17 protein-coding genes and 1 tRNA gene are annotated in these 14,531 nt (G+C 67.2%); 7 read left to right on the top strand and 11 right to left on the bottom strand.

Annotation, left to right across the window (positions count from 1 at the left end; all coding sequences use genetic code 11):
- Positions 1–10: 10 nt before the first annotated feature.
- The gene (locus AB4Y64_RS03900) at positions 11–820 is read right to left on the bottom strand and encodes a class I SAM-dependent methyltransferase (RefSeq protein ID WP_441815105.1); all 810 of its coding nucleotides are present in this window, start codon (positions 818–820) and stop codon (positions 11–13) included.
- A 145-nt stretch (positions 821–965) separates the two neighbouring features.
- Between AB4Y64_RS03900 and upp the strand changes: the two genes are divergently transcribed.
- Positions 966–1,601, top strand: a complete 636-nt coding sequence (gene upp / locus AB4Y64_RS03905) for a uracil phosphoribosyltransferase (RefSeq protein WP_441815106.1) — start codon at positions 966–968, stop codon at positions 1,599–1,601.
- A gap of 48 nt (positions 1,602–1,649) precedes the next feature.
- Here upp and AB4Y64_RS03910 read toward each other — a convergent pair whose 3' ends face one another.
- The 7 genes from AB4Y64_RS03910 to rsmD form a co-directional block, all read right to left on the bottom strand.
- Positions 1,650–2,414 carry a TMEM43 family protein gene (locus AB4Y64_RS03910; RefSeq protein WP_441815107.1) on the bottom strand — a complete coding sequence of 255 codons (765 nt, stop codon included), beginning with the start codon at positions 2,412–2,414 and terminating at the stop codon, positions 1,650–1,652.
- Positions 2,411–3,301 carry an MBL fold metallo-hydrolase gene (locus tag AB4Y64_RS03915; protein ID WP_441815108.1) on the bottom strand — a complete coding sequence of 297 codons (891 nt, stop codon included), beginning with the start codon at positions 3,299–3,301 and terminating at the stop codon, positions 2,411–2,413. Before AB4Y64_RS03915 ends, AB4Y64_RS03910 begins: the two co-directional genes overlap by 4 nt.
- A gap of 50 nt (positions 3,302–3,351) precedes the next feature.
- Positions 3,352–5,085 (bottom strand): gamma-glutamyltransferase, encoded by a 1,734-nt coding sequence (gene ggt / locus AB4Y64_RS03920; protein ID WP_441815109.1) that lies wholly within the window; start codon positions 5,083–5,085, stop codon positions 3,352–3,354.
- Complete coding sequence (locus AB4Y64_RS03925; protein WP_441815110.1) at positions 5,082–5,336, bottom strand: YfhL family 4Fe-4S dicluster ferredoxin; 255 nt, start codon at positions 5,334–5,336, stop codon at positions 5,082–5,084. Before AB4Y64_RS03925 ends, ggt begins: the two co-directional genes overlap by 4 nt.
- Positions 5,240–5,776 (bottom strand): hypothetical protein, encoded by a 537-nt coding sequence (locus tag AB4Y64_RS03930; protein ID WP_441815111.1) that lies wholly within the window; start codon positions 5,774–5,776, stop codon positions 5,240–5,242. Before AB4Y64_RS03930 ends, AB4Y64_RS03925 begins: the two co-directional genes overlap by 97 nt.
- Before the next feature lie 108 nt (positions 5,777–5,884).
- Positions 5,885–6,388: a pantetheine-phosphate adenylyltransferase gene (gene coaD, locus AB4Y64_RS03935; protein ID WP_441815112.1), complete on the bottom strand. Its 504-nt coding sequence runs from the start codon at positions 6,386–6,388 to the stop codon at positions 5,885–5,887.
- A gap of 37 nt (positions 6,389–6,425) precedes the next feature.
- A complete protein-coding gene (gene rsmD, locus AB4Y64_RS03940) occupies positions 6,426–7,031 on the bottom strand; it encodes a 16S rRNA (guanine(966)-N(2))-methyltransferase RsmD (protein ID WP_441815113.1) in 606 nt (201 codons plus the stop codon).
- 65 nt (positions 7,032–7,096) lie between these two features.
- On the opposite strand from rsmD, the gene ftsY reads away from it, so the two are divergent.
- Genes ftsY through AB4Y64_RS03960 form a run of 4 tightly spaced genes read left to right on the top strand, consistent with a single transcriptional unit; the run spans position 7,097 to position 11,017 of the window.
- Positions 7,097–8,371 carry a signal recognition particle-docking protein FtsY gene (ftsY, locus tag AB4Y64_RS03945; RefSeq protein WP_441815114.1) on the top strand — a complete coding sequence of 425 codons (1,275 nt, stop codon included), beginning with the start codon at positions 7,097–7,099 and terminating at the stop codon, positions 8,369–8,371.
- A gap of 17 nt (positions 8,372–8,388) precedes the next feature.
- On the top strand, positions 8,389–9,666 hold the full coding sequence (locus AB4Y64_RS03950; RefSeq protein WP_441815115.1) for a hypothetical protein: 1,278 nt from the start codon (positions 8,389–8,391) through the stop codon (positions 9,664–9,666).
- A complete protein-coding gene (mutY, locus tag AB4Y64_RS03955) occupies positions 9,663–10,742 on the top strand; it encodes an A/G-specific adenine glycosylase (RefSeq protein ID WP_441815116.1) in 1,080 nt (359 codons plus the stop codon). Before AB4Y64_RS03950 ends, mutY begins: the two co-directional genes overlap by 4 nt.
- Positions 10,743–10,744: 2 nt before the next feature.
- A complete protein-coding gene (locus AB4Y64_RS03960) occupies positions 10,745–11,017 on the top strand; it encodes an oxidative damage protection protein (protein WP_441815117.1) in 273 nt (90 codons plus the stop codon).
- A gap of 4 nt (positions 11,018–11,021) precedes the next feature.
- On the opposite strand, the gene AB4Y64_RS03965 is transcribed toward AB4Y64_RS03960, so the two are convergent.
- Positions 11,022–11,468 (bottom strand): DUF6491 family protein, encoded by a 447-nt coding sequence (locus tag AB4Y64_RS03965; RefSeq protein ID WP_441815118.1) that lies wholly within the window; start codon positions 11,466–11,468, stop codon positions 11,022–11,024.
- A 170-nt stretch (positions 11,469–11,638) separates the two neighbouring features.
- Between AB4Y64_RS03965 and AB4Y64_RS03970 the strand changes: the two genes are divergently transcribed.
- Positions 11,639–11,714, top strand: a tRNA-Phe gene (locus tag AB4Y64_RS03970).
- A gap of 161 nt (positions 11,715–11,875) precedes the next feature.
- Positions 11,876–12,172 (top strand): hypothetical protein, encoded by a 297-nt coding sequence (locus tag AB4Y64_RS03975; RefSeq protein ID WP_441815119.1) that lies wholly within the window; start codon positions 11,876–11,878, stop codon positions 12,170–12,172.
- Between the two features lie 568 nt (positions 12,173–12,740).
- On the opposite strand, the gene AB4Y64_RS03980 is transcribed toward AB4Y64_RS03975, so the two are convergent.
- Positions 12,741–13,631 carry a hypothetical protein gene (locus AB4Y64_RS03980; protein ID WP_441815120.1) on the bottom strand — a complete coding sequence of 297 codons (891 nt, stop codon included), beginning with the start codon at positions 13,629–13,631 and terminating at the stop codon, positions 12,741–12,743.
- Positions 13,632–13,739: 108 nt separating this feature from the next.
- Positions 13,740–14,396 carry a glutathione S-transferase family protein gene (locus AB4Y64_RS03985; RefSeq protein ID WP_441815121.1) on the bottom strand — a complete coding sequence of 219 codons (657 nt, stop codon included), beginning with the start codon at positions 14,394–14,396 and terminating at the stop codon, positions 13,740–13,742.
- Between the last annotated feature and the right edge of the window lie 135 nt (positions 14,397–14,531).

A 14,531-nucleotide genomic window follows, 5' to 3' on the forward strand; every position in this document is an offset into this window, starting at 1 on the left:
CGCGCCGACGTCACGCAGGTAGTGCCTGCATTCGCGCCAGCACCAGGTGCGAATGCATCGGCACCACGACCTGGCCATCACGGGTCTGATCGCGGAGCGCGTCGGCCATGCGCGCTTCCGCGGCCCGGGTCAGCTCGGCCCGGGCCCGGTCATCCAGGTGCTGGGTGGCCGGGTTGGCCGCGGCGATGACGTCCACCTCCATCGCCACGAAGCTGGCCGGGTCGTGAAATACAGCAGGCATCGACCGCGCCTGGATCGAGATGTCGCGGAAACCGGCGCCGCGCAGCAGGCTTTCGATATCAGATGCCTCGCCCAGCTCGAATGGCGCGGCCAGCGCCGGGATGCCCATCAGCTCCATCAGCACGTCGTTGAAGCGCGACCAGAACGGGTGATGGTCGAGCCCTCGCCACGCGGCCAGTGCGAGCCGGCCGTCATCGCGCAGCACGCGCCGGGCCTCGCCCAGCGCCGCGGCGCGGTCGGGCACGAACTGCAGGCCGTGCTGGCACAGCGCCAGGTCGAACTCGGCCTCGGCAAACGGCAGCACTTCCAGCCGGCCCTGCTTCCATTCGATGTCGAGCCCCTCCAGCGCGCCCTCCACCTGGGCGACGCCGAGCATGTCGGGGTTGAGGTCCACGCCCACGACACGCCCGCCCGGTGCGACCCGTGGCGCCGCCATGCGCGCGACGATGCCCGTGCCGCAGGCCAGGTCGAGCAGGTGCTCACCGGGCACGGGCCGGGCAAGGTCGAGCAGGGACGCCACCCAGGGCCGGAACAGGGCCGGAACCATTTCGCGTTCATAGGTGACAGCTGGATTGCTCACTTCGGCTCCTTCGGCGATCCGTGCCGACGCCCCGATAGTCGGCCGCCGATTGGAAGGGGAACGTGTAGGCGTGGCGGCGGCGGCCGATGGATGGCCATCTGTGCCCGCACATGCCCGGCGAACCCGGCTGCGCTAGGCTTGCGCGATGAAGATCATCGAAGTCCGCCACCCGCTGGTGCAGCACAAGCTCGGCCTGATGCGCGCTGCCGGGATCAGCACCAAGGAATTCCGCGAACTCGCCTCCGAGGTCGCCACCCTGCTCACCTACGAGGCCACCGCCGACCTGGAAACCGAGGAAGTCACGATCGAGGGTTGGGCCGGGCCGGTGAAGACCCGTCGCATCAAGGGCGCCAAGGTGACGCTGGTGCCGATCCTGCGCGCCGGCCTGGGCATGCTGCCGGGCGTGCTCGAGCTGATTCCCGCGGCCAAGGTCGGCGTGGTCGGGCTGCAGCGCGACGAGAGGACGCTCGAGCCGGTCGGCTACTACGAGAAGCTGACCGGGCGGATGGACGAGCGCACCGCGCTGATCCTCGACCCGATGCTGGCCACGGGCGGCACGCTCGTTGCCACGGTCGACATGCTCAAGGCGGCCGGCTGCAAGCGGATCAAGGGTCTGTTCCTGGTGGCCGCGCCGGAGGGCCTTCGCGTGCTCGAAAGCCGCCATCCCGATGTCGAGGTATTCACCGCCTCGATCGACGAGCGCCTCAACGACGTCGGCTACATCCTGCCGGGCCTGGGCGACGCCGGCGACAAGATCTTCGGCACCCGCCACAACGGCTGACCACCACCGTCATCCGGGCGAACGCCGGGATTCATCTGCTCTTGCCCGTCATCCCCGCGAAGGCGGGGATCCATGGACGTTGCCGCTTCGCCTGCGCCGCATCCGACGCCACACCAGCGCCGCGCCCAGCAGCATCGCCGCCGCGCCCAGCAGCCACGGCAACAGCCGCTGGTCCGTGCCCGGCGGCAGCTCGACGACGGTCGAGGCGCGCTCGGCACTGAGCGCCTGCGCCGCCGCTTCCGGCGACAGCAACCAGCGTCCGCCGCGCAGCTCGACCTTGTCGTCCAATGGCGGCAGGTTCAATTCCCGCCAGGTGATGCGGATGTCGCCGACCTGCGGGTCGAGCGGATTCTCGGCGCTGCCCAGGCCATCGCCTTCGGGCTGGAACGACGCCGCCAGGTTGGCGGGCAGGCGCGAGAAATTCGGCCGGAACACCCGCCACTGTCCCAGCGTCTGCAGCACCGCCGCGTCGAGCGGCTTGCCTTCCAGCGTCGCGTCGTCGGACCACCAGCGGCGATTGTCCAACGGCAGCTTCTTCGGATTGACGTGCCCCGCTGCGAACCCCGACGAATCGATCGCCGCCGAGTTCCACACCTTGGTGTAGCCATCGCGACTGGCTCGCCACTGGTACATCTCGACCTTGCGATCAAGGCCGAAACGACGCGTGCCGACACCGAAATCGCGATCGAGCAAGGGCTTGCCCGGTTGCGGCGGATCGAGCGAATCGTCGACCACTGCCGGCTGTGCCCAGGCGGCGCTCATGGCGAGCGCGCAGGCAAGCGACAGCCAGGCCGTCGCTCCGATCCGGGTCATGCGCCCAGTGCCCTCGCCTGCAGTTCGGCAACCTCGTGGGCCGTGCCGAACTTGCCCTTGTCGTCCTGGGTGACCTGCGCCAGCGCGCACTGCGGGTCGTGGGTGAAGAACAGATGCACGTTGCGGCGCAGCTTGTCGGCGAGGAAGGCCTTCTTCTCGTCGATCAGCAATTCGGCGTTGCGGTCGTAGCCCATCGTGATCGGCACGTGCACCCACGGCCGCCCCGGGATGAGGTCGGCGCAGAACACCACGCCACCGTGCGGCTCGCCATCGACCTGGTCCGGCCCGACGATCTCGGCCAGCATCAGCCCCGGCGTATGGCCATCGCTGTAGTGGAAGCGCACCGCGTTGCCCAGCGTGCGCGAGTACTCGCCATCGACCAGCTCTAGGCGGCCGGTGGCTTCCAGCAGTCCCGGCAATTCCGGAATGAAACTGGCGCGATCGCGTGGATGCGGATGCAGCGCGCGTTCGTAGTGGCCGCGACCGACGACATAGGTGGCATTGGCAAACAGCAGCTGCGGCGCCTGCCCTTCCTGCCACGGCGCAAGCAGTCCGCCGGCATGGTCGAAATGCAGGTGCGAGAGCACCACCACGTCGATATCCTCCGGCGCGAATCCAGCCGCAGCCAGCGATTGCACGAGCACGTGCTGGTCCTCGACCACGCCATAGCGCTCACGCATTTTCGGCTCGAAGAACGCGCCTATGCCGGTCTCGAACAAGACCGTCTTGCCGGCCAGCGGGCTGGCGAGCAGGGCACGGCAGGCCAGCTCGATGCGGTTTTGTTCATCGGGAGGGGACCACTTCGCCCACATCGCGCGCGGCGCGTTGCCGAACATCGCGCCGCCGTCCAGCTTCTGGCTGTTGCCAAGTATTGACCAGAGTTTCATGGGGCTAGGGTAACTCCACGCGCGTTAGGTTCGCGATAGCGCAGCCGACCTCAGCGCCCTTCGACCGCGCCCTTCCCCACCGGATTGCGCGGATCGCTTCCCGCCTCCAGGACATTGCTGCGCTTGTCCCAGGACACGGTCTGCAGGTTGCCCCAGGTGTTCTCGCCGGCGTTGACCTTGTGGCCCATCGCTTCCAGCGCCGACACTGTCTGCGCATCCAGCGTGTTCTTCTCGGCCGAGATCACGTCCGGCATCCACTGGTGGTGGATGCGCGGCAGCGCCGCGACCTGCTGTGCACCCAGGCCGGCGTCGTAACCCAGAATGCCAAGCAGCACTTCGGTGATGATGCGGCTGCCGCCCGGCGCGCCGATCACCGCCAGCTTGTCCTTGGACTCGATGAAGCTCGGCGTCATCGAGCTGAGCATGCGCTTGCCGGCCGCGGGTGCGTTGGCGGCGAAGCCCATCACGCCGAACGCGTTGGGCGTGCCGGGGCGCAGGGCGAAGTCGTCCATCTCGTTGTTGAGCAGCACGCCGGTGCCCGGCGCGACCATGCCCGAGCCGTACAGCAGGTTGACCGTCTGCGTGGTCGAGACGCGATTGCCGGCGGCGTCGATGATCGAGAAATGCGTGGTCTCGTCGTCTTCCAGCGGCGCCGGCTGGCCCGGCAGCAGATCGCTGGGCGTGGCCTTCTCCGGATGGATCGTCGCGCGCAGGCCGGCGGCATAGTCGGCGCTGACAAGGCGGGCGAGCGGCATCTTCACGAAGTCCGGATCGCCGAGGTAGATCGTGCGGTCGCGGAATGCGCGACGCATCGCTTCGGTGATCACATGGGTGCGGTGCGCGTCGTCGAGCTTGGCCAGATCCCAGCCCGACAGCATCTGCAACATTTCCGCCAATGCCACGCCGCCCGACGACGGCGGCGGCGCGGTGGTCACGGTCCAGTCGCGGTACTGGAAGTGCAGCGGCTCGCGTTCCTTGACGCGGTAGCCGGCCAGTTCCTCTGCACGCCACTGTCCGCCTTCTTCCTTCACGGCGGCGAGCAGTTTTGCCGCGACTTCGCCGCGATAGAAACCGTCGAAGCCCTTCTCGGCGAGCAGTTCCAGCGTGCGCGCCAGATCGGGCTGCTTGAGGATCTCGCCGGCCTTGACCGGAGTGCCGTCGGCCAGGAACACCTCGCGCGTGCCGCGGTAGCGTTCCATCACGTCACGACGGCTGCCGTAGCCGCGCTCGAGTCGCGGATAGACCTCGAAGCCTTCGCGGGCGATGCGGATCGCCGGCGCCAGCGTGGTCTTCAGCGGCAGCCGGCCGTACTTGCCCGACACGTGCACGAGCGCCGCAGGCAGGCCGGGGATGCCGGCCGACCACGGGCCGTTGGTGGCACGGTCGCGGTTGAGCTCACCCTTGTCGTCGAGGTAGGCCGCCGGCGTCGCCGCGGCCACCGCGGTTTCGCGCGCGTCGACGAAGACATCCTTGCCGCTCCTGGCATCGTGCAGCAGGAAGAAGCCGCCACCGCCGATGCCCGAGCTGATCGGTTCGACCACGGCCAGCGTCGCCGATACCGCCACCGCCGCATCGAAGGCATTGCCACCGGCGCGGATCATCTCCATGCCGGCGTCAGTGGCCAGTGCATGGGCGCTGGCGATGGCCACGCCAGGCGGGTGGCCGGCGGGTTGGACTGCTTTTTGCGCCGCGTGAAGCGGTAGCGTTGCGGTGGATGCGGTGATCAGGAGACCTGCGGACAACACACTGGCGCTCACCAGCACACGCAACGCTTGACGCATCATTTCAGCTCCTGCTGCAGGCGCGCGAGCTTGGCCAGCAGCTGTTCATTGGATTCGGGGTGTTCCGCGTCGGGGTCGATGCACTCGACGGGACAGACGACCACGCACTGGGGTTCGTCGAAATGTCCGACGCATTCGGTGCAGCGCGCCGGATCGATCACGTAGATGGTTTCGCCCTGCGAAATCGCCTGGTTCGGACAAGCCGGCTCGCAGACATCGCAGTTGACGCAAAGCTCGTTGATCTTGAGGGACATGGACGTCCTATGACGTTCCGGGAGAGGCGTGGSCGCGAAGGCGGCCACCCCTTCATCGTGCCCGGCTGGGCCTGGGCGAACGAGGCGATCGCCAGGTCGGCCGACTTGGCCGAGTTCTGCGAGCCGAACGCCAGCAGCGTGCCCTCGACGCCACCGCGGGCGACGTCGCCCTGCGCCTTCTCCAGCTGGCGGGCGTACTCGCCTTCGAAATCGGTGCCGGCCGGGTCAGGCAGGGTGTACAGGTAGACGTTGGTGGCGCCTTCGATGTTGCGCTTGACCACTTCGGTCAGGTAGGTGTCCCAGGCGGTGCTGTCGGTGCCGGCCGGCGCGGCCAGCGGCGCTACGACGGCGGCGGCGGCCTTGTCTTCGCCCTTGTTGCAGGCAACCAGCAACGGCATCGACAGGCAAGCGAGCAGCAACAGGCGGGTGGTGGTCTTCATCGGGTTCCCCTTCTTGGTTTCAGGTTCGAGCTGGTGGAATTTCAATGGTGGAGCAGGTGGAGGATCTGGATGCTTCGATCGCGTCCGTCTTGGCGCAGTTGCGATCGATCAACGGTGGTTGCGTTGCCATTGCGCCTGCAACGCGGTGGCGACCGCCGGCGGCACGAAACCGGAGACGTCGCCGCCCAGGCGGGAGATCTCGCGCACCAGCGAAGAGGAAATGAAGCCGTACTGTTCGGCCGGCGTCAGGAACAGCGTCTCGACTTCCGGAATCAGGTGGCGGTTCATGCTGGCCAGCTGGAACTCGTATTCGAAGTCCGACACCGCGCGCAGGCCGCGCAACAGCACGCCGCCGCCGACGTGATCGACGAAGTGGGCCAGCAGGCTGTCGAAGCCGCGGACCTCGACATTGTCGTGGTGGGCCACAGCCTTGCGGGCCAGTTCGACACGCAGGTCCAGTGGCAGTGCCGGGCTCTTGCCCGGGCTCTCGGCGACACCGATGATCAGGCGCTCGAACAGCGGAGCGGCGCGGTCGACCAGGTCGATATGGCCATTGGTGATCGGGTCGAAGGTACCGGGGTAGACGGCGATTCGGTTTCGGGCCACGGTCATTCGGGTCGTCGACAGGTGACGGAAGTGTAACAGTGGCTTAGACCACCCGCCGGTACAGGGCAAATCGGACCTCCCGGGTCCGCCCTTCGCGGTGAAGTCGCCAGTCCGGGGGCGATTGCGGCGCTGCGTCATGCGGCGCCTCCACGTACAGCCAGGCGTCGGCCTTGAGCCTGGCGACGACCATCGGAAGCACGGCTTCCCACAGGCCGGCGGCGAACGGCGGGTCGATGAACGCCAGGTCGAAGGTGGCCTCGGCCTGGCCCGGCAGCCAGGTCAGCGCGTCGGCCTGGACGACCGTCGCGGCCTCGCCCCCGGGCAGGCGTGCGGCCAGCGCGCGCAGGGCATCGGCCAGCCCCGGGTCGCGCTCGACCAGCACCGCGGCGGCGGCGCCACGCGACAGTGCCTCCAGCCCCAGCGCGCCGCTGCCGGCGAACAGATCGAGCACGCGTGCGCCCGGCAGCATCGGCATCAGCCAGTTGAACAGGGTCTCGCGCACCCGGTCCGAGGTCGGCCGCAGACCGGCCACGGCCGGAACGCTGAGACGCGTTCCGCGCCAGCGCCCGCCGATGAGGCGCACCTTGCCCGGGGCCGCAGTGGCCGGCGCGGCGGCAGTGGTGGGATGGCGACGGGGCGGTTTGTTCATCGGGGTCGGGAGGGGGCCGGTGCTAGCATGTGTGCATTCTCGCGCATTCGCCGACATTGCCCTCGATGCTCAGTTTTTTCCGCCGCAAGAAACCCCAGACACCAGCCGAAGCGGCAAAGCCGGGCGCAAGCGAAGGCGCCTACAGCATCGAGGAACTCGCCGCCGCGTTCCCGACGCCACAGGAAGCCGAGCCCGCGCCTGTAGAGCCCGCACCCGAAGAGCCCGCTCCCGTAGAGCCCGTCCCCGCGGAAATCATCGCCGCCGCGCTCGATGTCGATCCGGTCGCCCTGCCGCAGGCCGCCCCGCAGGTCGCCCCGGTGGCCGCCCCGGTGGCCGCGACGGTCGAGACGCCAGTCGTCGCCCCCGTCCTGCCGCCCGAAGCCGCCATCGCCGCCCACCCTGTTGTCCCTGCCGCTGCGCCGGGCAAGAACGGCTGGCGCGACCGCCTGCGCGGCAGCAGCTTCGCGCGCAGCTTCAACGGCCTGTTCTCGCGCAACCCCAAGCTCGACGACGACCTGCTCGACGAGATCGAAACCGCACTGATCACCGCCGATGTCGGCGTCGGCGCCACGTCGCAGCTGATCGAATCGCTGCGCAAGCGCATGAAGGCGCGCGAGTTCGCCGATGCGAAGGCGCTGCTGACTGCCCTGCGCGCCGACCTGCTGGCGATGCTGCGCCCGGTCGCCCAGCCGCTGGTGATCGACACCGAAGCCAAGCCGTTTGTGGTGCTGACCGTCGGCGTCAACGGCGTCGGCAAGACCACCACGATCGGCAAGCTCGCCAAGCGCTTCAAGGACGAAAACCGCCCGCTGATGCTCGCCGCCGGCGACACCTTCCGCGCCGCCGCCGTCGCCCAGCTGCAGGCCTGGGGCGATCGCAACGGCGTGCCGGTGGTCGCCCAGGGCCAGAATGCCGATGCCGCTTCGGTCGCCTTCGATGCCCTGCAGGCCGCCAAGGCGCGCGGCACCCAGGTGCTGATCGCCGACACCGCCGGACGCCTGCACACCCAGCAGGGCCTGATGGCCGAACTTGGCAAGATCAAGCGTGTCATCCAGAAACTCGACGTCAATGCACCGCACGAGGTGTTGATGGTGATCGACGGCACCACGGGCCAGAACGCGTTGTCGCAACTGCGCCAGTTCCACGCCGCGGTCGGCGTGACCGGCCTGGTGGTGACCAAGCTCGACGGCACCGCCAAGGGCGGCGTCGTGTTCGCGCTTGCGCGCGAGTTCGGCATCCCGATCCGCTTCGCCGGCATCGGCGAACGCCCGGAAGACCTGCGCGTGTTCGACGCCGAAGCCTTCGTCGACGCCCTGCTGCCAGAGTCGCTCGGCGTCTGACGCCGTCCACGCCACGAATGGCCGCGCCGGAACCCGCCATCCCGCGTCGCCCCTCGCGCCGCAATGCCCTGCTGATCGCGCTGGTCGTGGTGTTCGCGTTGCTCGTGCTGGCATTGCGCTGGGTCGGGCAGCCCAGTCGTGTCGCCGGCTTGATCCTCGCGCAGGCCGGCAAGACGCTCGGCCTGGAGATCACCGCTTCCGGCGCCAGCGAGTACCGCCTGCGTGGCACGCCGATGCTGCAGCTTCGCGACGTGGTCGCCCGCCAGCCGGGCGCGCCCACGCCGTTGCTACGCGCCGAGCGCATCGAACTGGAACTTCCCTGGGCGACGATCCGCGCTGCCGGCAATGACCTGACGGTGCGCCGCGTCGAAGTGGATGCGCCGCAACTCGACATCGCCGCGCTGCAGCGCTGGCAAGCCGCGCGCCCGCCGTCGAAGACGCGGATTCCCACGCTTACCGATGGACTGCGCGTGGTGCGCGGCCGCGTCATCGGCGAAGGCTGGTCGGTCGATGCGCTCGCCATTGATCTGCCGTCGCTCCATCCCGATCGCGCCACGGCTGCGCACATCAGCGGTCGCTTCGCCAACGGCACGCTCGCCGCGCCGTTCGATCTCCAGGCAGCAGTGACCCGCCCCGCTCTCAACGCCGGACTCGGCCTCAGCGGCACGGTCGGCGTCGAGTCGCCACCGTGGTCGTTGCCAATGCGCCTGGTCCTGTCCGGACGCGTGCACGACGGCAATGACGGCATGGGCATCGACGTGATCCGCATGGGCGCGGCTGCCCGCTATCGCGATGGCGAGACGGACCTGCCGTTCGTGTTCGGCCTGGCCGGACCACTGCGCCTGCACGCGGGCGAAGTGGGCATGACGCCGCTGGGCCTGGCCCTGCGTGGCCGCGACGCGATCCCGAGCCTGCATGCGCACGGCGCGTTCTCGTTCGGCGACACGCTCGCGTTGCGACTGGACGGGCTGATCGCCGACTGGCCGAAGGCGTGGCCGGCACTGCCGGAGCCGCTGGAGTCCTCCGTGTCGGCGCTACCGTTCAAGTATGAATACAACGGCCGCGCCGACCTGTCGGACACGAGTGCGCTGCAGCTGCAGCGCGACGCCACGCGCTTCGACGGCCAGTTCCGTGTGCCTGAGATTCTGCAGTGGATCGACAGCATCGACCAGGGCACTCCGCTGCCACCGCTGGCCGGGCATCTTTCCACCCCGAAGCTCGAGATCGCCGGCACGACCCTGGAAGGCGTCGAAGTCGACATCGCCCCCACACCCGGTGAGGCGATGACGCCATGAGCACCCTGCAAGCCGATCCGTTCCCCGCGCGCCTGCTCGCCTGGTTCGACATCAGCGGCCGCCACGACCTGCCGTGGCAGCACCCGCGTTCGCCGTATCGGGTCTGGCTCTCGGAGATCATGCTGCAGCAGACCCAGGTGAAGACCGCGGCGCCCTACTTCGAACGTTTCGTCGCTGCACTGCCAACGCTGCCCGACCTCGCCGCCGCGCCTCTGGATGACGTGCTCGCGCTGTGGTCCGGCCTGGGCTACTACGCCCGCGCACGCAACCTGCATGCGGCGGCAAAGCGCTGCGTGGAACTGCACGGCGGCGACCTGCCGCGCGACCTCGATGCGCTCACCGCCCTGCCCGGCATCGGCCGCAGCACCGCCGCGGCGATCGCCTCGCAGGCGTGGGGCGAGCGTTGCGCGATCCTCGACGGCAACGTCAAGCGCGTGCTCACCCGCTATCACGGCATCGACGGTTATCCCGGCCTGCCGGCAGTCGAAAAGAAGCTGTGGACGCTGGCCGAGGACCACGTCGACCGCGCGCAACTGCCACCCCTGCGGATGGCCGACTACACCCAGGCGCAGATGGATCTCGGCGCGACCTTGTGCACGCGTGCCGATCCGGCCTGCGTGATCTGCCCGGTGCAGGACGACTGCGTTGCCCGCCGCGAAGGTCGCGTCGCTGAACTGCCGACGCCCAAGCCCGGCAAGACGCCGCCGCAGAAGTACGCGCACGTGCTGTGGGCCGAAGACGGCGACGGCCGCATCCTGTTGCAACGGCGGCCGCCCAGCGGCATCTGGGCATCGCTGTGGACACTGCCGCAAGCCGAGGACGATGCGCTCGCGCAGGACTGGTTCCGCCAGCACCTGACCGGCGACTACGCACGGGCGCAGGTGCTCGCGCCCATCGACCACGCTTTCAGCCACTACAAGCTGCAGCTGCAGCCACTGCGCTGGCGCGGCACCGCGCTGCGCAGCCGGATCGGCGACAATGACGACCTGCGCTGGGTCGCACGCGCGGAACTGGGCGCGATCGGCATTCCAGCACCGATCCGCAAACTGCTGGAAACCAGCGTCCGGGAACCTTGACCATGCCCCGCACCGTCTACTGCGAATACGAGAAGCGCGAAACCGAGGGCCTGGACTTTGTGCCGTGGCCCGGCGAGCTGGGCAAGCGCATCTTTGCCCACATCGGCAAACCCGCCTGGGCGGCGTGGCTGGCGCACCAGACCATGCTGATCAACGAGAACCGGCTGTCGCCGCTCGATCCCAAGCACCGCGCCTTCCTCGAAGGCGAGATGGAGAAGTTCCTGTTCGGCGGCGGCGCCGCCAAGCCCGAAGGCTACGTCGAACCGGAAAGCTGAGGCGTCAGGTCTTCTCGCGTTCGGCTGTCTGCGCGGCGCGCTTCTCGCTTTCGGCCTGCTTGAGCGCCTTGGCATCGACCGGACGGATTTCCTTGATCCAGCACGGCATGCCATTGGTCGACCGGCCCAGCACGATGACCTTGTCGAAGTTCTGGTAGACCCGCCCGGACTGGTTGGTCAGCGATACGGCCTGGGCGAAGTCCAGGTCCGTGCAGGTGCCCTTGAGTTCAAGCAGGTAGACCTCGCTGGGCCGGGTCCACACGGCGAGTGCGGAATCGCCCAGCGGCGTCCAGCCGTCGAGGCGGCCGAAGTACTGGAAGTTGGACACCGGCGCGCCGGCGTGGGCGCGGTACAGCGCGAGGCGGTCGGTATCGGTGATGCGGGATTCGGCGGCGCAGGCGCTGGCACTGGCAACAAAGATGGCCAGACAGGCCAGAAGCACGGCTTTCATGATGGTCTCCTGCAGCGCACGGGCTGCCTGATGGGACGCAGCACAATCTTGCACCGCCCCGCGTCCGCCGCTGCAGCCGGGCGCGAACCCGTTCAGCGCACATCCGGCTTGCCATGCCCGCCCGCGATCCGTATCATTCCGCTCCTCGCACGGCCTGACCGTCGCGGAATGGCCGGGTAGCTCAGTTGGTAGAGCAGGGGATTGAAAATCCCCGTGTCGGGGGTTCGATTCCCTCCCCGGCCACCATGATTAAACGTAAGCCCAGTAAGGCTCTCAGGCTTTACTGGGCTTTTTCGTTTGGTGCGCAGCCGGACCCGTGGGTAACACCGGGGTAACACGGCGCAGCAAACGACGCCCCTCGTGCACCATCTCATCGCGTGAGCGTTGCATCGGTAGCATCCCCGAGCATGACTCGCTACCTGCTCCCGCCTGAGATCACCTGGCAGCGCGGATTCGTCAGTGGCCCTTCGACCACCCGTTGGCTGCACTGCGGCGGTAAGGCTGTAGCAGTGGTGGCCTTCCACAACGACCTGTGGCGGACGACGGTCAACCGGCATTTGGACGTGAAGCGGGAGCGCAAGGCCAACGCGCCGAGTGAGGCCGTTGCGGTCGCTTGGGTCGAGCGCTGGGCGGTGACGAATGCCCGGAGGCTCAGGGCACAAATAGCTCAGTCGGCTGCGGCGAAAAGCGGCGGCTTGCCCTAATTGCGCTTGGCGGAGTTAGCGCGAGGTGCTCTTCTCACTCGGGACTGCCCTGGGTCTGTGGGGACTCGCCCGAAGCGTGTTGGAGTCGGCGGCACGATGAGGGGCTGATCGCTGGCGCCTTTGGGGACTGAGCCCAGCAGCCCGCGATGGGAAAGCGCGATGCGCCCCGAAGGCCGCATCGCCTTTACTACTATTTCGGCTGCTTGTTGACGCCGCAATCGTCATCATTGAGGCAATGATCACCTTCGGGCGTCGGGACTGACCCAACCGTACTGAAGGGAGTGATGACGTAGGCCCTGTCCTTGGTCCCGTCTGGCCAAGTCATGTCGAAGTTGCTTGCTGTTTGCGGGCAATGAGCCAGTCCCGTTCTGCAACCGATATGTCGCTGCCGCCTGGGATAGTCCGGCTGTTCTGATGTCAAAATCAGATGCCTTAGACGTTTCGCGGACATTTGTCAGCTCACGATACGGAGAGGATCTTCCATCGATTGAAACCGAACCTGCAATTACGCCTGTTGCAATCAAACTCGCGACCAGCAACCAGCTCCGAGACTTCGCCTTCTTCCCCGTTATTGCTTCGCTCCTTGCGTCAGTAGTCCTACAAGCTGCCTAAGTTTTGGGATGTCAGCAGGAGGCAGCACGACCTGCTCATAAAAGGATTGAATGTCCCTGAGCTCACAATTGATCCCGCCGCCTAAGCACATTTGCAGCACGGCACGGCTATCGGGGCCGCACTGACGTCCGAGGCGGCACGCGGCAATATTCCAGGCGGCTTCTGACACAGGAGATCCAGCTGGGATCGGCTGAAGAGCTTGAAGGTCGCCGGCGCTTGGCGCTCCCATTAACGGTGCAATGGCGGCAAACGCGTCGGGATCCCCGGAGGCGAGCACGTCGACTGCCGCAGATTTGATCTGTTCGCTGGTGGCGCCTTTGAGTATGGCGTTCTGGACGAAAAGTTCGGTGCGCGCCGCCATATTTCCTTGGCGGGCGGCCCGCTCAAGCATTGCATTGATTGCGGACGGGCCTATCTTCTTACCCGCGAAACCATCACAACGATCGCTGGTGATCTCGCTGGCCTGAGCGATCTTCGTGGCGAGGTCAGGACGCAACTTGCCGCGATTTCGCATGTCCTCCGTGAACCCAATTGGATTCATGGCATATAGCCAACATTCTTGATACGCGGATGCAATCTGCTGAGAAGCGTTGCCGTCTCCGCCTTCTGACCTTGGATACAAGGTCGCTGTCAGGTTCGCGAGATCGGTTTGGACGTTAGGACTTCCGGAAGGCGCCTGTGCATTATCCAAGCCTGAACCCGATGCTGCCGCCAGCTCCGGTGGGTGGCGCGACTGGTCCGCAGTTGGATGCGTCCGCGTCGAAACGGCAGTGCCTTCGGCGCCATAAACGAATATTGCGATCCAGATCAATAGGGCGACAGCGGCGAACTTCCAGGAACTGTGCACGATGGGGGGATCTTCGAATGCCGGCTAGGCGCAGGGCGCAGTCTATGCGCCGGCAACTTGGCGGCCGCAGTGTCAAACGTAATGTGAACGGACAAGCATGGAACGCATCTAACCCGCGGGCGCCATTCCGGTGAAGACCGCCAACTGTGCCTCGAACGCCCGCTTGTACGCCGGCCGCGCCTGGCCACGAGCCACATAGGCAAACACGTTCGGAAACTCCTCCAGCATTTCCGACGACGCTTTGAACCTCATCAGCACCGCCACCATCATCAGGTCGCCCGCGCTGAACTCCCCATCGAGCCACTCGGCATCGCCCAGCCGCCTGGACAACTGGCCGAGCCGGTTGCGAATACGATCCTCGATTCCCGGCATCCGCTCTTCGGTCCAGGCCTTGTCACGCTCAAGCAGCCTGGCGGTTTCGCGCTCGAGGATCGGCGGCTCCATCGTGTTGACCGCAGCAAACATCCACGTGATCGCGCGTGCCCGTGCATTCGCGTCGTCTGGCAGCAGGCCGGCGTGGCGCTGCGCGATATGGAGCACGATCGACCCGGTCTCGAACAGGGCCAGCTCGCCTTCCTCATAGGTCGGAATCTGCCCGAACGGATGCAGCGCGAGATGCGCCGGCCCCTTCATCTGCTCGAACGAAACAAGACGGACCTCGTAAGGCTGACCTGCTTCTTCCAGCGCCCAGCGGACGCGCGTGTCGCGCGCCAATCCCCTGCCGCGATCGGGTGAGCGTGCAAAGGCGGTGATGGTTGGGGTCACGGGAAGCCTCCAGGGATTGCACGGCATCATGGTGCGTGAGCGAGATCGCTTCGGGGTATCCCTCAGCGACGCGATGGGTGGCTGGAATTATTGCCGATTCCACACCCCCGTCCTTGACCCCCCGGTAACGCACCG

Origin of the sequence: Lysobacter sp. TAF61 (genome assembly GCF_052113485.1) — a bacterium.
Lineage (GTDB): Bacteria > Pseudomonadota > Gammaproteobacteria > Xanthomonadales > Xanthomonadaceae > Lysobacter_J.

Bases quoted from the DNA above. Each gene is read 5' to 3' on its own strand.
- upp (WP_441815106.1), top strand. From the start codon at position 966: ATGAAGATCATCGAAGTCCGCCACCCGCTGGTGCAGCACAAGCTCGGC.
- AB4Y64_RS03910 (WP_441815107.1), bottom strand. From the start codon at position 2,414: ATGACCCGGATCGGAGCGACGGCCTGGCTGTCGCTTGCCTGCGCGCTC.
- AB4Y64_RS03915 (WP_441815108.1), bottom strand. From the start codon at position 3,301: ATGAAACTCTGGTCAATACTTGGCAACAGCCAGAAGCTGGACGGCGGC.
- ggt (WP_441815109.1), bottom strand. From the start codon at position 5,085: ATGATGCGTCAAGCGTTGCGTGTGCTGGTGAGCGCCAGTGTGTTGTCC.
- AB4Y64_RS03925 (WP_441815110.1), bottom strand. From the start codon at position 5,336: ATGTCCCTCAAGATCAACGAGCTTTGCGTCAACTGCGATGTCTGCGAG.
- coaD (WP_441815112.1), bottom strand. From the start codon at position 6,388: ATGACCGTGGCCCGAAACCGAATCGCCGTCTACCCCGGTACCTTCGAC.
- rsmD (WP_441815113.1), bottom strand. From the start codon at position 7,031: ATGAACAAACCGCCCCGTCGCCATCCCACCACTGCCGCCGCGCCGGCC.
- ftsY (WP_441815114.1), top strand. From the start codon at position 7,097: ATGCTCAGTTTTTTCCGCCGCAAGAAACCCCAGACACCAGCCGAAGCG.
- AB4Y64_RS03950 (WP_441815115.1), top strand. From the start codon at position 8,389: ATGGCCGCGCCGGAACCCGCCATCCCGCGTCGCCCCTCGCGCCGCAAT.
- mutY (WP_441815116.1), top strand. From the start codon at position 9,663: ATGAGCACCCTGCAAGCCGATCCGTTCCCCGCGCGCCTGCTCGCCTGG.
- AB4Y64_RS03960 (WP_441815117.1), top strand. From the start codon at position 10,745: ATGCCCCGCACCGTCTACTGCGAATACGAGAAGCGCGAAACCGAGGGC.
- AB4Y64_RS03965 (WP_441815118.1), bottom strand. From the start codon at position 11,468: ATGAAAGCCGTGCTTCTGGCCTGTCTGGCCATCTTTGTTGCCAGTGCC.
- AB4Y64_RS03975 (WP_441815119.1), top strand. From the start codon at position 11,876: ATGACTCGCTACCTGCTCCCGCCTGAGATCACCTGGCAGCGCGGATTC.